Here is a 22,796-nt window from a genome sequence, read left to right on the forward strand (position 1 = left end):
TAAATGCTTTTGTAATAACAAGAAATTATTGAATAGTGGTTCCTGTTAAATCGTGTTGAACCACACTCTGTTTAAACCTAGGAGATGGTAAAATGGCATTAACAGTAAATACTAATGTGTCGTCACTAAACGCACAACGTAACTTAACTAAATCAGGTGAAGGCTTAGCTACTTCAATGGAACGCTTATCATCGGGCATGCGTATTAATAGCGCAAAAGATGATGCCGCCGGTCTACAAATTTCAAACCGCTTAACATCGCAAATAAATGGCTTAGCCGTTGCTCAGCGAAATGCTAACGATGGTATTTCAATGGCGCAAACCGCTGAAGGTGCGATGAGTGAATCGACTAATATTCTTCAGCGCATGCGAGAACTTTCGCTGCAGTCTGCTAACGGCTCTAATTCAGATGAAGACAGAGAGTCACTCCAGAAAGAAGTATCTGCATTGCAAACAGAGTTAACCCGTATAGCTGAAACAACCTCGTTTGGTGGTCAGCAATTATTAAATGGTGACTTCGGTACTAAAGCTTTCCAAGTTGGTGCCAATGCTAATGAAACAATTAACGTATCGTTAGGAAATATTGCTGCAGATAATATAGGCGAAAATGCAATTAAAGGTGGTGGCACTGTATTCAATAATACGGCAGCCGCAGGTACGGCTTTTAGCGTCTCTACAGCAGCCTCTGATACGGTTGTTTTATCTGGTCCAAAAGGTAATGTAACCGCAGATTTAGAAGCTTTGAACGCACAGGAAACAGCTGACGCCATTAATGCAGCTGCTACTGGTATAAAAGCTCAAACATCAGTGACAGCAACAATTACAGCGTTGTCATCAGCTGATACGGGCACACTGACTGTTGGTGAAAAAACTTTTGATTTATCATCATATAACGGAAGCGCGTCTGATTTAGCATCTGACCTTGGTAAAGCTGGGATAAACGCAACGTATGACGCTGATGCTGGCAGCATATTAATTGAAGAAACTGACGTAGCAGGTGTATTACTGGTTGGTGATGCTGCAAGTACAGCTGCATTAAACGGTACAGTTGGTAGTGCAACCGGTGCTGTGGTGGACTCTCAAGTTAATCTGACGTCATCAGATAAGTTTACTGTTGGTGGGTCGGTTGAAATAGCAACCGTAGGTAACTCTACATTAGATGATGTAGCAGATATAGATATTAAAACAGCTGCAGGGGCACAAAATTCAATTACGGTCATAGATGCAGCCTTAGCTAGTATTGATGAAAATCGTGCTGACTTGGGTGCCGCTCAAAATCGCTTTGGCCATACAATTAGTAATTTAGCAAATATTGCGGAAAATGTTTCTGCATCACGTAGTCGTATTCAAGATACTGACTTTGCAACTGAAACAGCACAGATGACAAAAAACCAAATATTACAACAAGCGGGTACGTCTATACTTTCGCAAGCGAATCAAATTCCACAAGCAGCAATTAGTTTATTAGGTGGCTAATTATTGGTTTAATGTATAACTGGCTACATAAACGCACTTTAAATTAAGTGCGTTTTTTGTTTTTAGGTGGTTAAAATCACTAAAAGCATAATATTTAAATTGTATTTTAAACTCATTTAAAATAACTAATCTTTTAAAACAGTCGGTTAGGTTTTTTTAAACAGATAAACTAATTTATTTCTAAAATACTTCTAAAGATAATTTATCTCCTGCCGTTAACTTAATCAGTACGGAGCTGAGCATACATTTGTGACAGCTCTTGGTTAAATTAAAATAGCAACATTACGAAAGTAATCAGGAGTTTTATTATGATTTCAGTAAACACAAATGTATCTTCATTAAACGCGCAACGTAACCTATCTCAATCAGGTTCTGACTTAGCAACTTCTATGGAACGTCTATCATCGGGTATGCGTATTAATAGCGCAAAAGATGATGCGGCAGGTCTACAAATTTCAAACCGTTTAACATCACAAGTAAATGGTTTAGCAGTAGCGCAACGTAATGCTAACGATGGCATCTCAATGGCACAAACAGCTGAAGGTGCGATGCAAGAGTCGACTAGTATTTTACAACGTATGCGTGAATTAGCACTGCAATCATCGAATGGCTCTAACTCTACTGAAGACAGAGAATCACTTCAAAAAGAAGTATCTGCATTGCAAACAGAGTTAACCCGTATAGCTGAAACTACCTCGTTTGGTGGTCAGCAATTATTAAATGGTGACTTTGGTACTAAAGCTTTCCAAGTTGGTGCCAATGCTAATGAAACAATTAACGTATCATTGAACAACATAGCTGCAGATAATCTAGGTCAGAATGCTATTAAAGGTGGTGGCACTGTATTCAATAATACGGTAGCCGCAGGTACGGCTTTTAGCGACTCTACAGCAGGCTCTGCTGCGGTTGTTTTATCTGGTCCAAAAGGTAATACAACTGAAAATTTAAGTCTCATAAATGCCCAGGAAACAGCAGACGCAATCAATACAGCGGCAACTGGTATAAAAGCTCAAACATCAGTGACAGCAACAATTGCAGCGTTGTCATCAGCTGATACGGGCACACTGACTGTTGGTGAGAAAACTTTTGATTTATCATCATATAACGGAAGCGCGTCTGATTTAGCATCTGACCTTGGTAAAGCTGGGATAAACGCAACGTATGACGCTGATGCTGGCAGCATATTAATTGAAGAAACTGACGTAGCAGGTGTATTACTGGTTGGTGATGGTACAAGTACTGCTACATTAAACGGTACACTTGGTGATGCAGCTGGTGCTGTAGTGGACTCTCAGGTTAATCTGACGTCATCAGATAAGTTTACTGTTGGTGCTACCGGTGGTGAGATAGCAACCGTAGGTAACTCTACATTAGATGAAGTAGCAAAAATTGATTTAAAAACAGCAGTAGGTTCTCAAGATGCACTTGCAGTTATTGATGCTGCATTAGCAGATATCGACTCGCAAAGAGCTGACTTAGGTGCTGTTCAAAACCGTTTTGACCACACAATTAGTAACTTGGCTAATATTTCTGAAAATGTATCTGCTTCACGTAGCCGTATTCAAGATACAGACTTTGCAACTGAAACTGCACAAATGACGAAGAACCAAATCTTGCAACAAGCGGGTACGTCAATCTTATCGCAAGCGAACCAGTTACCACAAACAGCACTTAGCTTATTAGGTTAATAAGTTAAAAGTTATAGCTTAATGGTTAGCTAACTAATACATAAAGTCAGTATTAGTATTTAAAAAAAGGAGGTGGCTTTAGCTACCTCCTTTTGTGGTTTAAGAATATAAACTAAGCTATTGTTGGTTTAATTAAGTACAAATAGGAATCTGTTATGAATACAATTACTTCAAACGCAGAAATTACAACATTACCGACTCCTACTGCTGGTGATGATAAGCAAGTAGGGCAAGCCGCTCGCTCTTTAACTGAGCGAGCGGTAGATGATGTAAAGCAGCTGGATGCACAAAATCAACAAAAGTTACAGCAAAATCAATACAACAATAACAATCAAGATGAAAAAGCTCAGCCGCTAGAGCGCGAACAGCTAGAACAAATGGCGCAACAATTGCAGGACTTTATGGGCGAAATGAACCGAAGCTTGCAATTTAAAGTTGATGAAGATTCAGGCCGCGATGTCATTAAAGTGCTAGATAAAAACAGCGGCGAAGTAATTAAGCAATACCCTTCTGAGGAAGTGTTAAGTTTAGTGTCTAAATTATCTGAATCGGCAGGTATTTTGATTGATCAAACAGTTTAGTGAGCGGTTCTAATTACTAATACTAAGTTAGTTTATTTTTGAGTATTTAAAGAGGTGAAGTATGTCTATTACATTTAATGGGTTAGGTTCTGGGTTAGCGGTAGCAGACATTGTTGATGCACTAGTTAATGCTGAACAAGCACCGGCTGAATCTCGTTTAAATACTACTGAAAGTAAGTTAACTACAGATATTTCTGCCGTTGGCGCACTTAAGTCAGCGCTCGAAAAAGTACAAACCTCAATGGAAGCATTGGGTGATAGCGATAAATACCAGCAACGCAGTACATCAGGTAATGATGATTTTATATCTATAAGTGCAGACGAAGATGCTCAACCAGGTGGTTATGATGTAAAAGTTAACAACTTAGCCACGGAGCATAAAATATTATCGCAAGCATTCGGTGCTGATACAGCGGTAGGCGAGGGGACAATGACCCTAACCTCAGGTGATAATAGCTTTGATATTGAAGTATCAGATACTGCAACACTTAGTGAAATTCGAGATGCGATAAACGATAGCAGCGATAACGACAGCATTAATGCAACTATCATTACTGATGGTAATGGCCAGCATTTGGTTATGTCCGCTAAAAATAGCGGTGCAGAAAATGAAATTAAAATAGAAATTGCTGATACCGATGGTAATAACACCGATGTGAATGGTCTTTCCCGTTTGGCATTTGACTCTGCTGGCGTGCAAAATGCGAGTGAAATAATTGCAGCAATTGATGCATCAATTACCATTGATGGTTCGCTAACTGTAAGTAGTTCATCTAATGAGTTTGCCGGAGTGATTGACGGTATTACAATCACAGCTAAAAAACCGCATGATGTTGATGATGAAATAAGCGATATATCGGTTACCGAAAATAATAACAATATTCAATCTGGGTTAAACAGCTTTATTACAAGTTATAACGAGTTACTTGAGCTTAGTAATACATTAGGCGCTTCTGGTGAAGGTGGTGCTGGTGTTATGGCTGGTGACTCACTACTTCGTGGTGTTATGTCAAAGCTTCGTAGTGAAATAACTGAATCAGTTGATTTAGGCGATGGTAATTCGTTATCGCTTTCGCAATTAGGTGTTGAAACAGACCGCTACGGTGTTTTAACCCTAAATACAGAAACACTAGATGAGCAAATAGACGCTAATGTAAATTTAGTGCAACAGTTTTTTGTAGGTGATGACGATGATGGCTTTGCACAGTCGTTTGATGAGCTAATGAGCTTTTATACAGATTCCGATGGTATTATTCAAAACCGAATAGACAGTAAAACAAATCAGCTAGACGATTTAGATGATGATCGCTTGGACCTTGCCAGTAAAATGGAGTCGCTATCATCTCGACTATATGCTCAATATAATGCGATGGATTTATTAGTAGCGAGCCTTAATAACACCAGTAGTTATGTTCAAGCTCAATTAGAGAATATGCCAGGCGTAGTTAGGCAATCAAATTAAGAGTTGATTTAAATGTATTACAGAGTTAATAAAAAAACCGCTAAGTTTAAGCTTAGCGGTTTTTTTGTGTATTATTCTTTGATTCAAATAGTAAGCTATAGATAGTAAATTTAGTTAGAATAAAGGTCGTTTATTAGGTCTGTTTACTAGGTATTTTTATAAGCTTTAATGGCCTTACCATACTTTTTATGTTTAATAATAGCTTTAGATGACTCGTTTTTTGCATTATTAGCTTTTACTAAAATAGTATTTATTCGTAGTTGAATTGATTGCAATTGTTCTGTGTTAGGGCTGTTATTACTTTCACACCACTTTTTTAAATCTGAATTTAAAGTATTTAAAAAAGGTTGAGCTTCGTCAGCATTATTATCGTTTACTAACAATTCAATTTTGTTGAGCAACATTTGTATATGCTCCGCTTGATTTGTCGTTAATTGCTTTGAAGCACTGTTTTCATTCATCATTAAAATTTAAACCGCGGGCACACGTTGATCAACAGGAATGCTATCCCAGCCTTCTTTTATTTCTTTAACAATACTCGATACTTCCATAATCGCTTCAATATCGTTATTTAGGTTCGCTTGCGTTAAGCGTCGTTGGCAGTAGTCGTAAAGTGCCAATAAATTGTTAGAAATACTAGGGTCTTGTTCTACTTTTAAATTTAGAGCGTCTTGTAATGCACCAAGTAATAAAACGCAGGCTGAAATATTCTCACCTTTTTTTGCAATTTCTTTACGTTCAATAAACCCTTTAGTTGCGGCTAAGCGACCAATAATATTACTGAAAATAAGGTTTATTTGTTCGTAAGGTGTCATTTCGGCAATACTACTTGCACGAACTTGACTGTATTTTTTTAATGAAGCATGAGCCATGAGAAAATCCTAGATTTGAACGATAAAAATTATGTGAAAACTAATATAAAAACTTTATAAAAACTTATATAAAAAAACAGTACAAAAAATCTGTATAAAAGCTTATTCAATAATGTAGCAATATTAGTGCCAAGCATTTATGACTTATTTGTTTACTTAGTTATTTATCGGCACAATCGCTTTGTACTTAAGCTAATATTAGACTTTATTTACTAATAATGTCAGCTTTACAAAAATCTCGAAAATTTATTAAAACAAAGTGGTTTTAGTGTTAGTTAAATAATTAGTACTTAATGATTAATTCTTAAGTACTATTGTTTTAACTAGTCCGTCTGTTTTTTGGCGTTTATGTCAAAAAACTGCCGCTATCGCTTGCATCCATGCTGAACTGGCTTACAATTTAGTTTAATTAAATAAATTAGTGAAAGTACGGCTCGCTAACTATGATCTTGATTTTAGATAATAATAACAATCGTGCAATAGGTTTAAATGCATCACTCACTTTTATTGGTGAAGCAGTACAACTATTAAACGAAACAAACTTTGAACAAGAGTGTAAAAAGTACCAGCAGAAAGAATGCATTGTAATTTTAGGTGCATTGCAGTCGCTTGATCACGAAAGTTTAATTAAGTGCCATCCTACATTACCATTTTTGTTAATAGGTGAAACGCTTAAACCACTACTAAGCATTGCTAATGTTGTAGGGCTTATTTGTGAGCCGTTTAATCATGATGTAACAACACAGTTACTCCACGACTGCCAGCAGTATCAACGAATGCTTCCTAACGAGCATAAACATTCTAAACCCCATAAAACCTTTGACGGACTTGTTGGCGAAACAGATGCCGTAAAAGATGTTCGCTTTTTAATTGAGCAGGTAGCAAAAACCGATGCCAATGTTTTAATTTTAGGTGAATCGGGTACTGGTAAAGAAGTGGTTGCGCGTAATGTTCATTTACTTTCAAAAAGAATTAATGGACCGTTTGTGCCTGTTAACTGTGGTGCTATTCCGGCAGAGCTTTTAGAAAGTGAATTATTTGGCCACGAAAAAGGCGCGTTTACAGGGGCAATATCTGCTCGAAAAGGGCGATTTGAACTTGCTCAAGGCGGCACACTGTTTTTAGATGAAATAGGTGATATGCCACTGCAAATGCAAGTTAAGTTGCTGCGAGTATTGCAAGAGCGCAGCTATGAACGTGTTGGCGGTACTAAAGCTATTCAGGCTGATGTACGTGTTATTGCTGCAACGCATCGTAACCTCGAAACCATGATTGAAGAGGGCAGTTTTAGGGAGGATTTATACTATCGTTTAAATGTATTTCCTATTGAAAACCCATCACTTAGCGAACGCGCTGATGACATTCCGCTGTTATTAAAAGAGCTAATGCGCCGTGTTAACGACCAAACAGGTTCTACAGCTAAATTTACTGAACGCGCAGTTGAGAGCTTAAAAGAGCATGCGTGGCCGGGGAATATTCGTGAACTTGCTAATTTAGTGGAGCGTATGGTTATTATGTTTCCTGAGAAAGTGGTCGATATTCCTGATTTACCAAATAAATATCGTTATATTGAGGTTGAGGCATACGAGCCTGAATACCCCGAAGAGTTAATGGAAAAAGATGCCTTTAACGACATATTTAGCACCGGTTTTAGTGATTACGACGATGAGCCTGAGGCTGAATTTAATCAAACTGGCAGTGGGTTACTACCAAATGATGGTATTGAGCTTAAAGATTACCTAGCTGAGCTTGAAATTAGTTTAATAACGCAAGCGTTAGAACGTTATGATTACGTAGTGGCTCGCGCAGCCGAAATATTAGGTGTACGTAGAACCACGTTGGTCGAAAAAATGAAAAAATATAATCTTTCACGAGATTAGCAATTCATAAAGGATGAAATGTTTTTATTATTGTCCATTTGTGAGTAGTTAATTTACGGGCTTTGCCCGTAACGCAAGCAAGCTTTGCGTCTACAAGTAAATTTAACCACGACGTCAAATTTTACCGGTAGACGCCGAGCTTGCTCGCGTAAAAAGCGAAGCTTTTAATTACTTAAAATAAAATACTATTTCATAAAGGCAAAAAATAAGAGTAATTGAGAACTAATAGCCAGTTTATGAGTTGCTTCTCTAGAGCGCAGCGTCTTTTAACCTCTTTTTAAACAATTCACTTTATGATTTCCAGCCGCCACGTAAGCTTCGCGTATACAAGTTAAACACAAGTCTACACCTTGGCTGTAGACGCTGAGCTTGCTCGCGTAAAAAGCGAAGCTTTTAATTACTTGTAGTTAAATACTATTTAATAAAGACAAAAAATAAGAGCAATTAATAAGTTTCGATAATTTCAGCTTTTCTAAAGCAATCATTACTGTGATCGTTAACCATACCGCATGCCTGCATATGCGCATATACCGTTGTTGGGCCTAAAAACTTAAATCCTCGCTTTTTTAAATCTTTAGCAAACGCAATTGATACCTCTGTAATAGCAGGAGTGTCTTCAATATTATTTAAATTACTTACGAGCGGTTTGCCGCCGACAAATTGCCATTGGTATTTACTAAAGCTACCAAATTCCTTTTGTATTTTAATAAAGCACTTAGCATTATTAACCGTTGCTGCAATTTTTAAACGATTTCGAACAATACCTTCATTAAGCATTAATTGCTCAATATCATCGGGTGTAAATTTAGCAACTTTTTGTACATCAAAATTAGCAAATGCTTTTTTATATCCATCTCGTTTTTTTAAAATAGTGTACCAACTTAAGCCGGCTTGAGCTGATTCAAGTGTTATAAATTCAAACAGTTTTGTATCGTTATAAAGTGGCACACCCCATTCTTCATCATGATAAATAACGTAGTCGGGTTTGGTTGTATCGAGCCATGGGCAACGGCATTTTATTTGCTCACTCATTTGTGTTCCTTTATGTGTGCGTCATTTTTATGTCACTTTAAATTGTCTGTAACTAAATGATAAATATATAAATAAATTTTGGTATGAATTGTGCATTTGGTCATGTATCTACATAAGTTCGAGATTTGATTATGACCCTTGCTAGCGTGTTAAAACCACAATTTATTTCTGCAAATCATTATAACCCATGTTTACTTCAAGAGGAGTACATAGGTGAGTTAAGTGATCTGCGTAAGCAAGCAAGTTGGTTATCACATTTGGTTGACACTATGCCTGCGGGCGTAGTTGTACTCGATGGCAAAGGCATGATTGCTAAAGCGAATCAAATAGCGATGGATATGCTGGGTGAACCGCTTGAAGGTGAAAGGTGGTTTAACGTTATTCAGCGCTCGTTTCGGCCACATCAAGATGATGGTCACGAAGTGTCTTTAAAAGATGGGCGTTTAATTAAGCTTGATATTACGGCTTTGGCACCAGAGCCCGGGCAGCTTATTTTAATGACCGATTTAACAGAAACTCGTCGTTTACAAAAACGGGTTGCGCATATGCAGCGACTAAGTGCGTTGGGTAAAATGGTTGCCTCTTTAGCGCATCAAGTACGCACGCCACTATCTGCTGCAATGCTTTATGCCGCTAACCTAGGCTCTAAGCGTTTACCAGAAGCATCTCGCGTTAATTTTCAAACTAAACTAATGTCGCGTTTAAAAGATTTAGAAACTCAAGTAAACGACATGCTTTTATTTGCCAAAAGTGGCACTCAGCAGGTGGTTGAGCAGGTTTCTATGCAGCAATTATTGACTGAAGTTAAAGCTGGCGCAGATGCTATGGTTTTGCTTAACGAAAGTGAGTTAGACGTAAGTTTGCCAGAGCCAGACATACAAATTGTGGGTAATAAGACCGCGATTGCCAGTGCTATTCAAAACCTCATTCATAACAGTATTCAAGTGATTGGTACGGGGGCAAAAGTGCATTTGAGCGCATCGACCGATATGCAAGATCAAGACTTTGTTCGAATTAGTGTAAGCGATAATGGACCTGGTGTTGATTTATGCCAAGCAGATAAAATATTTGAACCCTTTTTTACGACTAAAAGCCAAGGCACTGGACTGGGCTTAGCTGTTGTTAGTTCCGTTGCTAACGCTCATCAAGGCAGTGTTGATGTGACTAATAATACACATGGTGGTGCCTGTTTTAGCTTATTACTACCAATTCGTACGACAACTAAATTAGAGGAATCGTTATGAGTAACACTATTTTAGTTGTAGAAGATGATGCAGGCTTGCGTGAAGCATTAATCGATACACTTGAAATGTCGGGCATAGAGTGTGTTGCAGCAAATAGTGCCGAGCAAGCAATGATTTTACTTAAAAAAGAGTCTTTTTCGCTTGTAGTAAGTGACGTACAAATGGGCGTAATGAGTGGTTTAGACTTACTGCGTAGTATTAAATTAAACCATCCCGATTTACCTGTATTGATGATGACGGCATACGCGACGATTGATGATGCTGTAGAGGCAATGCGTTTAGGTGCTATTGATTATATGGCTAAGCCATTTGCACCCGAAGTGCTGTTAAATATGGTAAGCCGTTATCTGCCCGAAAAACCAAAAGAAACAGATGGTCCTATTGTTGCCGATCCAACCAGTATTCAATTATTAGAGCTTGCAAGTAAAGTAGCACGCTCTGAAGCAAGCGTTATGGTGCTTGGTCCTAGTGGGTCTGGTAAAGAAGTTTTAGCGCGTTATATTCACGACAAGTCGAGTCGTTGTAATGAGCCATTTGTTGCTATTAACTGTGCTGCTATTCCTGAAAATATGCTTGAAGCTACTTTATTTGGTTATGAAAAAGGGGCTTTTACCGGTGCGATTCAAGCATGCCCTGGTAAGTTTGAGCAAGCGCAGGGCGGTACTATTTTACTTGATGAAATTACCGAGATGGACTTAGGGCTGCAAGCTAAACTTTTACGTGTACTGCAAGAGCGCGAAGTAGAGCGTTTAGGTGGTCGAAAAACAATACAGCTAAATGTACGTATTTTGGCTACCAGTAATCGCGACCTAAAAGAGGCCGTTGCTAAAAATCAGTTTAGAGAAGATTTATATTATAGATTAAATGTTTTTCCATTGATGTGGCGACCATTGTGTCAACGCCCTGGCGATATAATTGTGTTAGCTAAGCATTTAATTGAACGTCATATCAGTAAAAGCAAAGAGCCAATGGCATATCTAGATAAAAATGCTGAGCAAAAATTATTAGCCCATGCTTGGCCCGGAAATGTACGAGAGCTCGATAATGTTATTCAACGTGCACTTATATTGAGAACGGGTAATACGATAAACGAACACGCCATTTTTATCGAAAACTTGGTTTCTAGTAATTTTGTAATGGAGTCATCAACGACTTCGAACGTAACAAATACAGCAGAAGTAACACATCAAAATTCAGATAAAAATGCAGAGCAAAACACACCAAGTTCTGCTTATTATGATGAAAAGTTATATGCTACAGATGAGCCTAAGCAAGGCTTACTTGCAGCAGATACTGGTAGTTACAAAGATGAGCTTAAAGATAAAGAGCATCGCATTATTTTAGAAACACTTGCTCGCTGCCAAGGTAAGCGCAAAGATGTAGCTGAAACACTCGGTATTAGCCCGCGTACTTTACGTTATAAGCTAGCGCAAATGCGCGATTTAGGTATTTCACTTCCTGCATAATCCTCTTTAAACCCTAAATTTAGGCTACAAGTTTAGGGTCGTCAAAACTATGACTTCCTATTTTTCACTCTAAGCTTTTGTATTTTATAGTTTATTTATTTGGCATGCTTTGTGCTTTATTAACTGTAATAGTTAATTGCAGTGTCAGAGATAAATTATGAAAATTCAAAATAGTGCTGTATTTCAAGAAATGCAATCAATGGCTTTAGAAGCCGGACGCAATAACCAAATTAATAAGTTGCCAACCCAAGTGCAATCTACATCTTCAGCGGCATTTGGTGATATGTTGAGCAATGCGCTAAATACAGTGCATGAATTGCAACAAGATGCAGGGCAAAAAGTAAAAGCAGTTGAAATGGGTGACAGAAGTGTATCGCTTGCTGAGGCAATGATTGCTTCTCAAAAATCATCAGTTGCATTTGAGGCTACATATCAGGTTCGTAATAAACTTGTTGAAGCTTACAAAGAAATCATGAATATGCCTGTTTAATTAGGTAGTGGAGAATAATTGTGGCGCAATCTAATCAATCTACAGACCTTGCACTTGCTGGTGGCGGTATTGACCAAAGCGATAGTGATGATCAACAAGAACAAAAATCAGGCTATTTAAGTGCTTTGAATGGTGTTGATGTATTACGCCAAGTAACACTCGTTATTGCATTGGCAATTTGTTTAGCTATTGCCATTTTTATTATTATTTGGGCTCGTCAGCCAGAAATGCGCCCTTTAGGTAAAATGCAAACTGAAGAGCTTATTCAAACGCTTGATTTTTTAGATGCACAACAAATTGAATATCAACTTGATGGCAATGTAGTATCGGTTGATGAAAGTGAATATCAAAGTATTAAACTACTAATGACTCGCGAAGGGTTAGAGCAAGGTCCGGCATCAGGCTCAGATATTATAATGCAAGACATGGGCTTTGGTGTAAGCCAACGTTTAGAGCGTGAACGCCTTAAGCATGGCCGTGAACAACAATTAGCGCGTACAATAGAAGAACTTAATAATATTACTCGCGCCAAAGTATTGTTAGCCATTCCTAAAGAAAACGTATTTGCCCGTAGAGAGAAAAAGCCATCGGCTACTGTTGTATTAACAATTAAACGTGGACGTTCGCTTGATCGCGAAGAGGTAGACTCTGTTGTTGATATGATTGCCTCAGCAGTACAAGGTTTAGAGCCAGCCCGCGTAACGGTTACCGACCAAAATGGTCGTTTATTAAATTCTGGTTCGCAAAGCTCATTAGCTGCTCGCTCTCGTAAAGAGTACGATTTAGAGCGTAAACGCGAGCAAGAGTACCTTGAAAAAATTGATAGTATTTTAATACCTGTAGTAGGGCTTGCTAATTACACGGCACAAGTAGATTTAAGCATGGACTTTAGTGCGGTTGAAGAAACTCAAAAACGCTATAATCCAGACCTACCTGCAATACGCAGCGAAACCACATTTGAAGAAAGTAATATGGGTGGGCTAGCTGTAGGTATTCCTGGTGCATTAACAAATCAACCTCCAATTAACTCAGATATACCAGAAGTTGCTGATGGTGGTGGTGCGGGTAGCGCAACGGCGCCATCACGAAGCCATAAAGAAGCAACACGTAATTATGAACTCGACACCACTATTTCACACAGACGCCAACAAACAGGTGTTATACGTAGAATTAGTGTATCGGTTGCTGTTGACTACATTCCTAAAGTGGGTGAAAACGGTGAAACCACAATGACACCGCGCTCTGTAGAGGCATTGTCAAATATTCGTCGCTTATTACAAGGTGGTGTTGGTTTTGATATGCAACGCGGAGATGCGCTTGAAGTAGTAACAGTGCCGTTTGTACGTGAAGCAACCGATTTAAACATTGAAATTCCTATGTGGGAACAAGATTGGTTTATGAAGTATGTACGCCTAGCTTTAGGTGCACTGGTTATAATTGTGCTTATTATGGCTGTAGTTAAACCAATGCTTAAACGTCTTATTTACCCAGATGACACGCTTGAAGAATATGACGAAGATGCACTTAGCTCTGGCGTAGATATTGGCGACAACACGCTTGATATGCTAAATAAAGACTTTGATTCTGCTTCAATTGGTTTCTCAAGCGATGGTACACTACAGTTACCAGACCTACATGGTGACGAAGATTTACTCAAAGCAATTCGTGCCTTAGTAGCTAATGAACCAGAACTATCATCACAAGTAGTGAAAGCGTGGTTAACAGAAGATGACTGATCAAGAACAAAAAAAACTACCTCCAGCATTTGATGTTGATAAGCTAGATGGTGTAGATAAGGCTGCTATATTACTTTTGAGTTTGTCAGAAGAAGATGCAGCTCAAATACTTAAACACCTAGAACCTAAGCAGGTGCAAAAAGTGGGTATGGCTATGGCTGGGCTGGATGACTTATCGCAAGCTAAAATAAGCGCTGTCCATAACTTATTTATTGAACAAATTCAAAGTTTTAGTACAATTGGTTTTCAATCAGAAGACTTTATTAAAAAGGCACTTACTGCTGCATTAGGTGAAGATAAAGCAGCCAGCCTTATTGACCAAATTGTTATGGGCTCGGGTGCCAAAGGTCTTGATTCGTTAAAATGGATGGATTCTAAGCAGGTTGCTAACATTATCCGTAATGAGCATCCGCAAATTCAAACCATTGTATTATCTTATTTAGAGCCAGAGCAGTCGGCTGAGATTATTGCTCAGTTTCCTGAAAAAGTTCGCTTAGATTTAACAATGCGTATAGCTAATCTTGAAGAAGTACAGCCAGCAGCACTGCAAGAGCTAAACGAAATTATGGAAAAACAGTTTGCAGGTCAAGCCGGTGCACAAGCAGCTAAAATGGGTGGTTTAAAAGCCGCTGCAGATATTATGAACTACCTAGATACGAATGTAGAAGGGCAGTTAATGGACTCTATTCGTGAGCACGATGAAGAAATGTCTCAGCAAATTCAAGACCTAATGTTTGTGTTTGAAAACCTGATGGAAGTAGAAGACCGTGGTATTCAAGCAATACTGCGTGAAGTACAACAAGATGTACTAATGAAAGCGATTAAGGGCACCGATGATGCACTTAAAGATAAAATACTCGGTAATATGTCAAAACGTGCAGCAGAAATGCTTGCCGATGATTTAGAAGCAATGGCACCGGTTAGAATTAGTGAAGTAGAAGCAGCACAAAAAGAGATTTTATCAACAGCGCGTCGTTTATCTGACTCTGGTGAAATTCAACTCGGCGGTGGCGGCGGTGAGGAGTTCTTGTAAACCATGAGTAAGTTAAAAGGACGCCCACTTAATGCTGAAGAAGCCGATGAATTACTAAAAAATTGGGCAACGCCTGATTTAGCCCCTGATGAGAAAAGTTTTGGTAATCGCTCTACTGCATTTGGTACGCCACTTTCTGATTTATACAGAAAAGAAATGGCAGAAGAAATGCCAATGGATGATGAGGTAGAAGAGCCTGAATTACCTTCTCTTACTATGGTTGAGCTTGAACGCATTAGGCAAGATGCTTATGAAGAAGGGCTTAAACAAGGGCATGAGCAAGGTTATATTGATGGCTTTGATAAGGGTGTAACCGAGGGCAAAGAAGCTGGTTACAAAGAAGGAATTGAAATTGGTAAAACCCAAGGTCATGAAGACGTAAAACCGTTAATTGAAGAGCAGTTAACTGCCTTACGTACTATTTTAGATAGCTTAACTAATCCGCTTAATAAAGTGGATGACCAAGCTGAAAAACAATTAGTGCAACTGGCAGTAATGCTGGCTGAAGCAATAATTTATCAAGAAGTAAAAACCTCCCCCGATATTATTTTGCACACACTTAAACACAGCATTGATTCACTTAATGCTGATGAAGAGAAAGTGCGAATACATTTACACCCCGAAGATGTCGATCTTATTAAAGCCAGTTATGGTGAGCAAACGATTACTGATAATAATTGGCAATTAATAGCAGAACCAACACTTGAACGTGGCGGTTGTGAAGTTAAAACAGCTCAATCATCACTCGATATGACATTAAAAACGCGTGTCAAAGAAACGTTGGATAGTTTTTTGCATAATAGTGGTATCTAACTACTTTTTTGGCATGTTATGTCTGCTCAAGATGCTTCTTTAAGCGAACGCTTATCTCAATATCAACAACATGTTAAAGCTCCTATACCTGCTGTAGCGGGTATTTTAACACGAGTTGTAGGCCTAACTCTTGAAGCCAGAGGCTTGCGCGCACCTGTTGGTAGCCAATGTAAAATAGAGACCATGAATGGCTTTGTTGATGCCGAAATAGTGGGCTTTAACGATCAAACTCTTTATTTAATGCCTAACGATCATATTTCGGGAGTATTACCTGGCGCACGTGTGATCCCACAAGTAAACAATTTAGGCTTACCTGTAGGCATGAGTTTATTAGGACGTGTTGTTGATGGCTTAGGTCGTCCGCTCGATGGACTTGGCAAAATAAACGCAGAACACTATTTAAAATTTGCACAAAATACTATAAATCCACTTTCTAGACGACCAATAAGCAAGCCTATGGATGTAGGTGTGCGCGCTATTAATTCAGTCATTACAGTAGGACAAGGTCAGCGAATGGGCTTATTTGCGGGCTCTGGTGTAGGTAAGTCGGTACTACTTGGCATGATGACGCGCGGTAGTGAAGCCGACGTTATTGTAGTTGGGCTTGTAGGCGAGCGTGGTCGAGAAGTAAAAGAATTTATTGAAGAAATACTAGGTGTAGAAGGTCGTAAACGCTCTGTTGTTGTTGCAGCTCCTGCTGATTCATCTCCGCTTATGCGTTTAAAAGGTTGTGAAAGTGCAGTGACGATTGCAGAGTACTTTCGTGATCAAGGTTTAAATGTACTATTACTTTTAGACTCCGTTACTCGCTACGCCATGGCTCAGCGTGAAATTGCACTTGCTGTAGGTGAGCCACCAGCAACAAAAGGTTATCCGCCTTCGGTGTTTGCTAAATTACCTGCGCTGGTGGAGCGTGCTGGTAATGGTGGTGAAGGACAAGGCTCAATTACTGCCTTTTTTACAGTTTTAAGTGAGGGTGATGACATGCAAGATCCTATTGCTGATGCAGCGCGAGCGATATTAGATGGACATATTGTACTTTCGCGGGATTTAGCTGACAGCGGTCATTATCCTGCTATAGATATCGAAAAATCAATTTCGCGTGTTATGCCTCAAGTAGTTTCTGAATCGCACATGCAACAAGCTCGGGTTCTTAAGCAAGTGTATTCAATGTATCAACAAAACAAAGATATGATCACGTTAGGCGCTTATCAAAAAGGTACTGACCAAATGCTTGATCAAGCAATTAATATGATGCCAAGAGTAAATGCATTTTTACAACAAGGTATGCGAGATGTGATTAGTTATGATGATGGCTTACAAGGTCTTGCTCAGTTATTAGGGCAAGCATAATGGCTAAAAACAAACTCGATTTATTACTAAAAATTGAAAATGAGAAAGAAGAAAATTTGCGAATGAGTTACTTGCAAGCAAACCAAAATTTGCAAGCTAACCAACAAAAGCTACAAGGTTTAAATAACTTTAGACTGGAGTATACACAGCAATTGCATGTCAAAGGTCAGTCGGGTTTATCAAGTGCAGGGTTTAGTCAGTACCATGCTTTTATAGCAAAAATAGAAGAAGCAATTCGTCAACAAGCAGGAACTGTAAATACAGCAAAGCAGGTGGTAATTCAACGTAAAGCTATATGGCTAAAGCAACAAATTAAAGCCAAAGCAGTTGCAAAACTAATCGAAAAACAAAAATTAAAAGCGGATGTTTTAGTCGCTAAAAATGAGCAAAAAATGTTGGATGAATTTTCATCAAATCAATTTTTTCAACGTCGTAAAAGCTTGTAAATTAGGCACGTTAATTGCTTTACTGAACAGTGTATTTAATTTTTTGGTGATGTGCGGTGGTGCATTGCCGCCTATTAATGGGTGATTTATGGCGATGAATGACATCTCAACTGTAATAAGGTCTGAAAAAGACACTTACTTAGCTATTAAAGACAATGGTTTAAGTGAAAGTAGCGAAAGTACGGGCGTTGAATTTTTAAGCCAATTATATAATGCCCACAATTCATCTGAGCCAAAAACGAAGGAGCTTGATAGCTCTACGCATAAAGAATCTGAGAAAAGTGATACGTCAGATGGAAAGAAAACTGATAATGATTCACTTTTATCCGGCGATAATATGCTGGCACAAATTAATTCAGCTCAGGCTATAGACACCTCAATTAAAAAGCATGTTGGTGAAAGTACACAACCAATAAGTACGGGTTTAAATAAAGCAAATATAGTAACTAATGACGCTGAGCTTGACGTTTTGGCTCAAGGAGATAGCAAGGTAGTTACTGAACAATCTGAATCAGCAAAAACAGATAGCACCAAAACCACGGCTATCGAATCATTACTCAATAAAGATGCTAGCTTAATTAAATCAGACAAAACACTCGCAAGCTTAACTCCTGAGCAGCGTGAGCAATTAAACACACAAATTCAAGCGATGGATAAACCACAAAGTAACGACAACGTAACTGCACTCAAGCAGATGCTCGCACAATATATTACTGAGAATGAGCAGTCATCAACAGCGGTATCAAAACAAAGCGTTAGTTCCGAAGTGGATGCATTAACAACAACTGAAAAACAAGCATTACTTTCTCAATTAAATAGCTATATGAAAAATGCAGAGCCAAAAGGTGAGCAATTAATATCTCTTAAAGAAACTATAAGTGATTTAAAAACCTCTATTGATAAGTCAATAACAATTAATGAAGTACAAAAACAAGACTCAAAATTAGATGGTAATGAATCAAATAAATTGATGAGTAATTTATCTAAAGACGAGGGGCTAGAAAAACAGTTTGATACTCTTCAAAAAGAAAGTACTCGTAGCAATAGTGCTGATCAGCCTACAAATAAAGTGACCAAATTGCTAGCACAAATAACGGGTGGTTTTAGTACGTCACAAGCAAATACCCTAAGTGATAACAATATACTTAGCTATGAAGAGTCCGTTATAGATATCCAAGCATTGCAATCTCAAGCTCTACAAAGTACAGCTCAAGTTAAGCAAGTTAGTATTGACCCTGGTGTGATGCAGGCTATAAATATTATTAAAAGTGATGCAGCTAAACTGCTTCAAGAGCGTGTTAGCTCAATGCTAAGTATTAATAATAAAGAAGCTGAAATACGTCTTGATCCACCAGAAATGGGGAGCATGCAAATACGGATCAGAAGTGATGCAGAACAAGCTCAAATAAACTTTGTAGTACAAAATCAACAAGCAAAAGAAGCGCTAGAGCAATCGCTTCCGCGATTACGTGAAATGCTTGCGCAGCAAGGTATAGATTTAGGCGAGAGTACAATCTCTTACGGAGGCTCAGGAAGTGAGGGTGCAGAGCATAATGAAAGCGATTCCAGGGGTACTTTGGCTAATAAAAATTCAGTTATTGATGAAAATGATGATACAACAGGCAGTGGACAGCAAAGTTCTCGTCAACAAACTTCATCATCAATAGATTACTATGCCTAAGTACTGCTATTATAATAACTAAAACAAGTAAGTACCTTTAAGAATAAAGGAAATACAATGGCTGAAGACACTAGTTTAGAAATTGAAGAAACAGGTAAAAGTAAAAAGAAATTAATAATTATTATTATCGCTGTTTTACTTGTTGTAGGTGGCGCTGCAGGTTATTTTTTAATGTCGGGCTCTGACGACTCTGTTGAAACACTTGATGAAGAGACTACAATATCTGAAGAAGCTCCATCAGAGGCCGCTGGTTCATCTGCTGAAATAGGAAGTGCTTTATATGTAGCTATGCCAAGACCATTTGTGTTTACTGTGCCCAGCTCAAGCCGTGATAGAACAGTACAAATTAAAGTTCAGTTATTAGTGCGTGGCGATATAAATGAAGAAACTGCGAAAAAACACATTCCGCTTATTGAAGGTACATTGTTAAGTGTATTTTCAACTACAACAGCTGATGAGTTAGGTACAAGTGCAGGTAAAGAGACACTTCGTTTTACTGCGCTTGAAAAAGTACAAGCTGCATTATTAGATTTAGAAGGCAGCAAAGTTATAGAGCGGGTGTTATTTACCGGCTTTGTGATGCAATAAGGGGTTAGCGTGAGCGATTTATTATCCCAAGAAGAAATTGATGCGCTATTACATGGTGTTGATGACGTTGAAGAGGAAGATATACACGACAGTGAAGACGGTGGAGGAAGTACGCTCCAGTACGATTTTTCTTCGCAAGATCGGATTGTACGTGGTCGCATGCCGACACTGGAAATTGTTAATGAACGTTTTGCCCGCCACATGCGAATTAGCCTATTTAATATGATGCGTCGCACCGCTGAGGTGTCTATTAACGGCGTTCAGATGATTAAGTTTGGTGAATACGTTCATACTTTATTTGTGCCTACTAGCTTAAATATGGTGCGATTTAGACCATTAAAAGGCACTGGGCTTATCACCATGGAAGCACGACTTGTGTTTATTTTGGTTGATAACTTTTTTGGTGGTGATGGTCGCTATCATGCAAAAATTGAAGGGCGCGAATTTACACCTACAGAGCGCCGAATAGTGCAAATGCTACTTAAAATAATCTTTGAAGATTATAAAGAAGCGTGGGCACCCGTTATGGATGTGTCTTTTGAGTATCTTGATTCAGAAGTAAACCCAGCTATGGCTAATATTGTTAGCCCTACTGAGGTTGTTGTTATTAGTTCTTTTCATATTGAGCTTGATGGTGGTGGTGGCGATTTTCATATTGCATTGCCTTATTCTATGCTTGAGCCAATTAGAGAGTTGTTAGATGCGGGTGTTCAGTCTGATACTGAAGATACCGATTTACGCTGGAGCAAAGCGCTTCGCGATGAAATAATGGATGTAGAGGTTGAAATGTCGACTCAATTACTTGAAGTTGATTTAACCCTAAAACAAATAATGGAGCTTAAAGCAGGTGATATTATTCCAGTGGAAATGCCTGAACACATAACTGTATTTGTTGAAGAGTTACCTACATTCAGGGCTAAAATGGGTCGCTCTCGCGACAATGTTGCCCTACAAATTAGTGAAAAAATTAAACGTCCTGATTCAGTTAAGTCTGAGCTGCATGTATTTACTAAAGGCGGCAAGAAAATTGATTCAGATGCAGAATTAGCAGAACTAGAAGATGATTTACACCTCTCTGACGGTGTAGACTTAGACTGGTAATTGATTAAAAGGTTAAATGTATGAGCGATGATCAAGATACGATGGATGAGTGGGCAGCAGCATTAGCAGAAGCCGAAAGTCCAGAAAACGGTGCTGAGGCACATGTTGCTGAATTAGACGAGTTAAGTGATTCAAAACACGAAATCAGTGGTGATGAAAAACGTAAACTGGATACTATTTTAGATATCCCCGTTACTATTTCGATGGAAGTGGGGCGCTCTAAAATTAATATTCGTAATTTATTACAGCTAAATCAGGGGTCAGTTGTTGAACTTGACCGTGTGGCGGGTGAGCCGCTAGATGTACTTGTTAATGGTACTTTGATTGCTCATGGAGAAGTAGTTGTAGTTAATGATAAGTTTGGTATTCGTTTAACTGACGTAATTAGCCAAGTAGAGCGGATCAAAAAGCTACGATGAATGCATTTATTGCTTTAACGAGTTCCGTTTTTTCAAAAGCAGATGTAGCAACACCAACAGGAGATATACTCTCTATGGTGTTGTCACTTGTTATGGTGTTAGTACTTATTGTGGTACTTGCTTTTTTTGTTAAAAAGCTTAATCCAAATTTAGCAAATAGTGATGAATTTAAAGTTGTCCGTAGTTTGCCGTTAGGCTCACGCGAGCGTTTATTGGTTGTTGAAATAGATAACGCACAACATTTATTAGGGGTGACACCTCATAGTATTAATTATCTGCATAAATTAGAGACTCCATTAAGTGAAAAAGAATTACCTGAGCTGGCAAAACGCTTTAGTAAACTCTTAAATCCACAAACAAACCAAAATAAAAAGAAATGATATTATGACAAAGTGGCTGCTTATTATTTTAGTTATTGTGTTTGCACCCAACGTAAGTGCCGAAGGTATTGATGCACTGACTATTACAACAAACGCAGATGGCACGCAAGATTACTCGGTAACATTACAAGTTCTAGCTATTATGACGGCGCTGAGCTTTATACCCGCCGCTATAATTATGATGACCTCATTTACACGTATTATTGTTGTACTTGCTATTTTACGCCAAGCAATTGGTTTGCAATCAACGCCTTCCAATCAAGTGTTATTAGGTATGTCGCTTTTTTTAAGCATTTTTATAATGTCGCCTATTTATCAACAAGTAAATGAGCGCGCAATAGAGCCATATTTAAACGAGCAAGTAACATCGGTACAAGCGCTTGAGCTTGCTAAAGAACCTATGAAAACGTTTATGTTGTCGCAGGTTCGAATTAAAGACTTAGAAACATTTGCTAAAATAGCCGGTTACGATCAGTTAGATTCGCCCGAGGATACACCTTTAATCGTGTTGATCCCTGCATTTGTAACCAGTGAATTACAAACAGCTTTTATTATTGGTTTTATGTTTTTTATCCCATTTTTAATCGTTGATTTAGTCGTTGCCTCCGTTTTAATGGCAATGGGTATGATGATGCTTTCACCGATGATTGTATCTCTCCCATTTAAAATTATGCTATTTGTACTTGTTGATGGTTGGAGCTTAGTTATGGGGACTTTAGCTAAAAGCTTTGGTTTAGGAACATGATGATGCTTAATAAAAAGCAAATGCCTAACTAGGAGTACAGCATGGAACCAGAAATTTTTGTTGATATTCTTAGTGATGCTCTGTTTTTAATTATTAAGTTGGTTTCTGCTATTGTAGTGCCTGGCTTAATAATTGGCTTAGTAGTTGCTGTATTTCAAGCAGCAACCTCTATCAATGAACAAACATTAAGCTTTTTACCTCGTTTATTAATTACAATTAGCGCCTTAATAATTGGTGGGCATTGGATTACGCAAGAATTGATGGACTTTTTTACTCGCTTAGTTTTACTTATTCCTGAAATTGCAGGCTAA

The 22,796-nt window shown here is 38.4% G+C and carries 23 protein-coding genes; 20 read left to right on the top strand and 3 right to left on the bottom strand.

The genetic code is table 11. The features are described 5' to 3' along the window. Positions 1 to 92: 92 nt before the first annotated feature. The 4 genes from GQR56_RS01625 to fliD all read left to right on the top strand — a co-directional run bounded on the left by GQR56_RS01625 (position 93) and on the right by fliD (position 5,206). On the top strand, positions 93 to 1,475 hold the full coding sequence (locus GQR56_RS01625) for a flagellin (protein ID WP_166108936.1): 1,383 nt from the start codon (positions 93 to 95) through the stop codon (positions 1,473 to 1,475). Between the two features lie 305 nt (positions 1,476 to 1,780). Next, a complete protein-coding gene (locus GQR56_RS01630; RefSeq protein WP_166109040.1) occupies positions 1,781 to 3,163 on the top strand; it encodes a flagellin in 1,383 nt (460 codons plus the stop codon). Positions 3,164 to 3,318: 155 nt separating this feature from the next. Further along, positions 3,319 to 3,744, top strand: coding sequence for a flagellar protein FlaG (locus GQR56_RS01635; protein ID WP_166108937.1), 426 nt, complete (start codon positions 3,319 to 3,321; stop codon positions 3,742 to 3,744). A gap of 61 nt (positions 3,745 to 3,805) precedes the next feature. Further along, positions 3,806 to 5,206, top strand: a complete 1,401-nt coding sequence (gene fliD / locus GQR56_RS01640; protein WP_166108938.1) for a flagellar filament capping protein FliD — start codon at positions 3,806 to 3,808, stop codon at positions 5,204 to 5,206. Between the two features lie 146 nt (positions 5,207 to 5,352). Here the strand turns inward: fliD and GQR56_RS01645 are convergent, their stop codons facing one another. Beyond that, positions 5,353 to 5,610, bottom strand: a complete 258-nt coding sequence (locus GQR56_RS01645) for a hypothetical protein (protein WP_240920896.1) — start codon at positions 5,608 to 5,610, stop codon at positions 5,353 to 5,355. Positions 5,611 to 5,676: 66 nt separating this feature from the next. After that, positions 5,677 to 6,078: a flagellar export chaperone FliS gene (fliS, locus tag GQR56_RS01650; RefSeq protein ID WP_166108939.1), complete on the bottom strand. Its 402-nt coding sequence runs from the start codon at positions 6,076 to 6,078 to the stop codon at positions 5,677 to 5,679. A gap of 443 nt (positions 6,079 to 6,521) precedes the next feature. Here fliS and GQR56_RS01655 point away from each other — a divergent pair, with 443 nt between their 5' ends. Further along, positions 6,522 to 7,958 (top strand): sigma-54-dependent Fis family transcriptional regulator, encoded by a 1,437-nt coding sequence (locus tag GQR56_RS01655; RefSeq protein WP_024610569.1) that lies wholly within the window; start codon positions 6,522 to 6,524, stop codon positions 7,956 to 7,958. A gap of 444 nt (positions 7,959 to 8,402) precedes the next feature. Here the strand turns inward: GQR56_RS01655 and GQR56_RS01660 are convergent, their stop codons facing one another. Further along, positions 8,403 to 8,990: a DNA-3-methyladenine glycosylase I gene (locus GQR56_RS01660; RefSeq protein WP_166108940.1), complete on the bottom strand. Its 588-nt coding sequence runs from the start codon at positions 8,988 to 8,990 to the stop codon at positions 8,403 to 8,405. Between the two features lie 131 nt (positions 8,991 to 9,121). Here GQR56_RS01660 and GQR56_RS01665 point away from each other — a divergent pair, with 131 nt between their 5' ends. The 15 genes from GQR56_RS01665 to fliQ all read left to right on the top strand — a co-directional run bounded on the left by GQR56_RS01665 (position 9,122) and on the right by fliQ (position 22,796). Then, positions 9,122 to 10,234: an ATP-binding protein gene (locus GQR56_RS01665; RefSeq protein WP_166108941.1), complete on the top strand. Its 1,113-nt coding sequence runs from the start codon at positions 9,122 to 9,124 to the stop codon at positions 10,232 to 10,234. Continuing rightward, positions 10,231 to 11,700 (top strand): sigma-54 dependent transcriptional regulator, encoded by a 1,470-nt coding sequence (locus tag GQR56_RS01670; RefSeq protein WP_166108942.1) that lies wholly within the window; start codon positions 10,231 to 10,233, stop codon positions 11,698 to 11,700. Before GQR56_RS01665 ends, GQR56_RS01670 begins: the two co-directional genes overlap by 4 nt. Before the next feature lie 157 nt (positions 11,701 to 11,857). Then, entirely contained in the window at positions 11,858 to 12,190 is a 333-nt protein-coding gene (gene fliE / locus GQR56_RS01675) for a flagellar hook-basal body complex protein FliE (RefSeq protein WP_024610564.1), read from the top strand. Positions 12,191 to 12,210: 20 nt separating this feature from the next. Further along, positions 12,211 to 13,926 (top strand): flagellar basal-body MS-ring/collar protein FliF, encoded by a 1,716-nt coding sequence (gene fliF, locus GQR56_RS01680; protein ID WP_166108943.1) that lies wholly within the window; start codon positions 12,211 to 12,213, stop codon positions 13,924 to 13,926. Beyond that, complete coding sequence (gene fliG, locus GQR56_RS01685) at positions 13,919 to 14,959, top strand: flagellar motor switch protein FliG (RefSeq protein WP_166108944.1); 1,041 nt, start codon at positions 13,919 to 13,921, stop codon at positions 14,957 to 14,959. The genes fliF and fliG overlap by 8 nt, the downstream gene beginning before the upstream one ends. Positions 14,960 to 14,962: 3 nt before the next feature. Next, a complete protein-coding gene (gene fliH, locus GQR56_RS01690) occupies positions 14,963 to 15,772 on the top strand; it encodes a flagellar assembly protein FliH (RefSeq protein ID WP_166108945.1) in 810 nt (269 codons plus the stop codon). Between the two features lie 18 nt (positions 15,773 to 15,790). Beyond that, positions 15,791 to 17,125 (top strand): flagellar protein export ATPase FliI, encoded by a 1,335-nt coding sequence (gene fliI, locus GQR56_RS01695; protein WP_166108946.1) that lies wholly within the window; start codon positions 15,791 to 15,793, stop codon positions 17,123 to 17,125. Next, complete coding sequence (gene fliJ / locus GQR56_RS01700; protein WP_166108947.1) at positions 17,125 to 17,571, top strand: flagellar export protein FliJ; 447 nt, start codon at positions 17,125 to 17,127, stop codon at positions 17,569 to 17,571. Before fliI ends, fliJ begins: the two co-directional genes overlap by 1 nt. Before the next feature lie 94 nt (positions 17,572 to 17,665). Then, complete coding sequence (locus tag GQR56_RS01705; protein ID WP_346775735.1) at positions 17,666 to 19,252, top strand: flagellar hook-length control protein FliK; 1,587 nt, start codon at positions 17,666 to 17,668, stop codon at positions 19,250 to 19,252. Between the two features lie 57 nt (positions 19,253 to 19,309). Continuing rightward, positions 19,310 to 19,840 carry a flagellar basal body-associated protein FliL gene (fliL, locus tag GQR56_RS01710; RefSeq protein ID WP_166108949.1) on the top strand — a complete coding sequence of 177 codons (531 nt, stop codon included), beginning with the start codon at positions 19,310 to 19,312 and terminating at the stop codon, positions 19,838 to 19,840. Between the two features lie 9 nt (positions 19,841 to 19,849). Further along, a complete protein-coding gene (fliM, locus tag GQR56_RS01715) occupies positions 19,850 to 20,941 on the top strand; it encodes a flagellar motor switch protein FliM (RefSeq protein ID WP_166108950.1) in 1,092 nt (363 codons plus the stop codon). Between the two features lie 20 nt (positions 20,942 to 20,961). Then, positions 20,962 to 21,360: a flagellar motor switch protein FliN gene (fliN, locus tag GQR56_RS01720; protein ID WP_024610556.1), complete on the top strand. Its 399-nt coding sequence runs from the start codon at positions 20,962 to 20,964 to the stop codon at positions 21,358 to 21,360. Further along, entirely contained in the window at positions 21,357 to 21,740 is a 384-nt protein-coding gene (gene fliO / locus GQR56_RS01725; protein ID WP_024610555.1) for a flagellar biosynthetic protein FliO, read from the top strand. The genes fliN and fliO overlap by 4 nt, the downstream gene beginning before the upstream one ends. Before the next feature lie 4 nt (positions 21,741 to 21,744). Next, complete coding sequence (gene fliP / locus GQR56_RS01730) at positions 21,745 to 22,485, top strand: flagellar type III secretion system pore protein FliP (RefSeq protein ID WP_024610554.1); 741 nt, start codon at positions 21,745 to 21,747, stop codon at positions 22,483 to 22,485. Between the two features lie 41 nt (positions 22,486 to 22,526). Then, on the top strand, positions 22,527 to 22,796 hold the full coding sequence (fliQ, locus tag GQR56_RS01735) for a flagellar biosynthesis protein FliQ (protein WP_166108951.1): 270 nt from the start codon (positions 22,527 to 22,529) through the stop codon (positions 22,794 to 22,796).

Source organism: Pseudoalteromonas sp. Z9A5, from assembly GCF_011378875.1.
Lineage (GTDB): Bacteria > Pseudomonadota > Gammaproteobacteria > Enterobacterales > Alteromonadaceae > Pseudoalteromonas.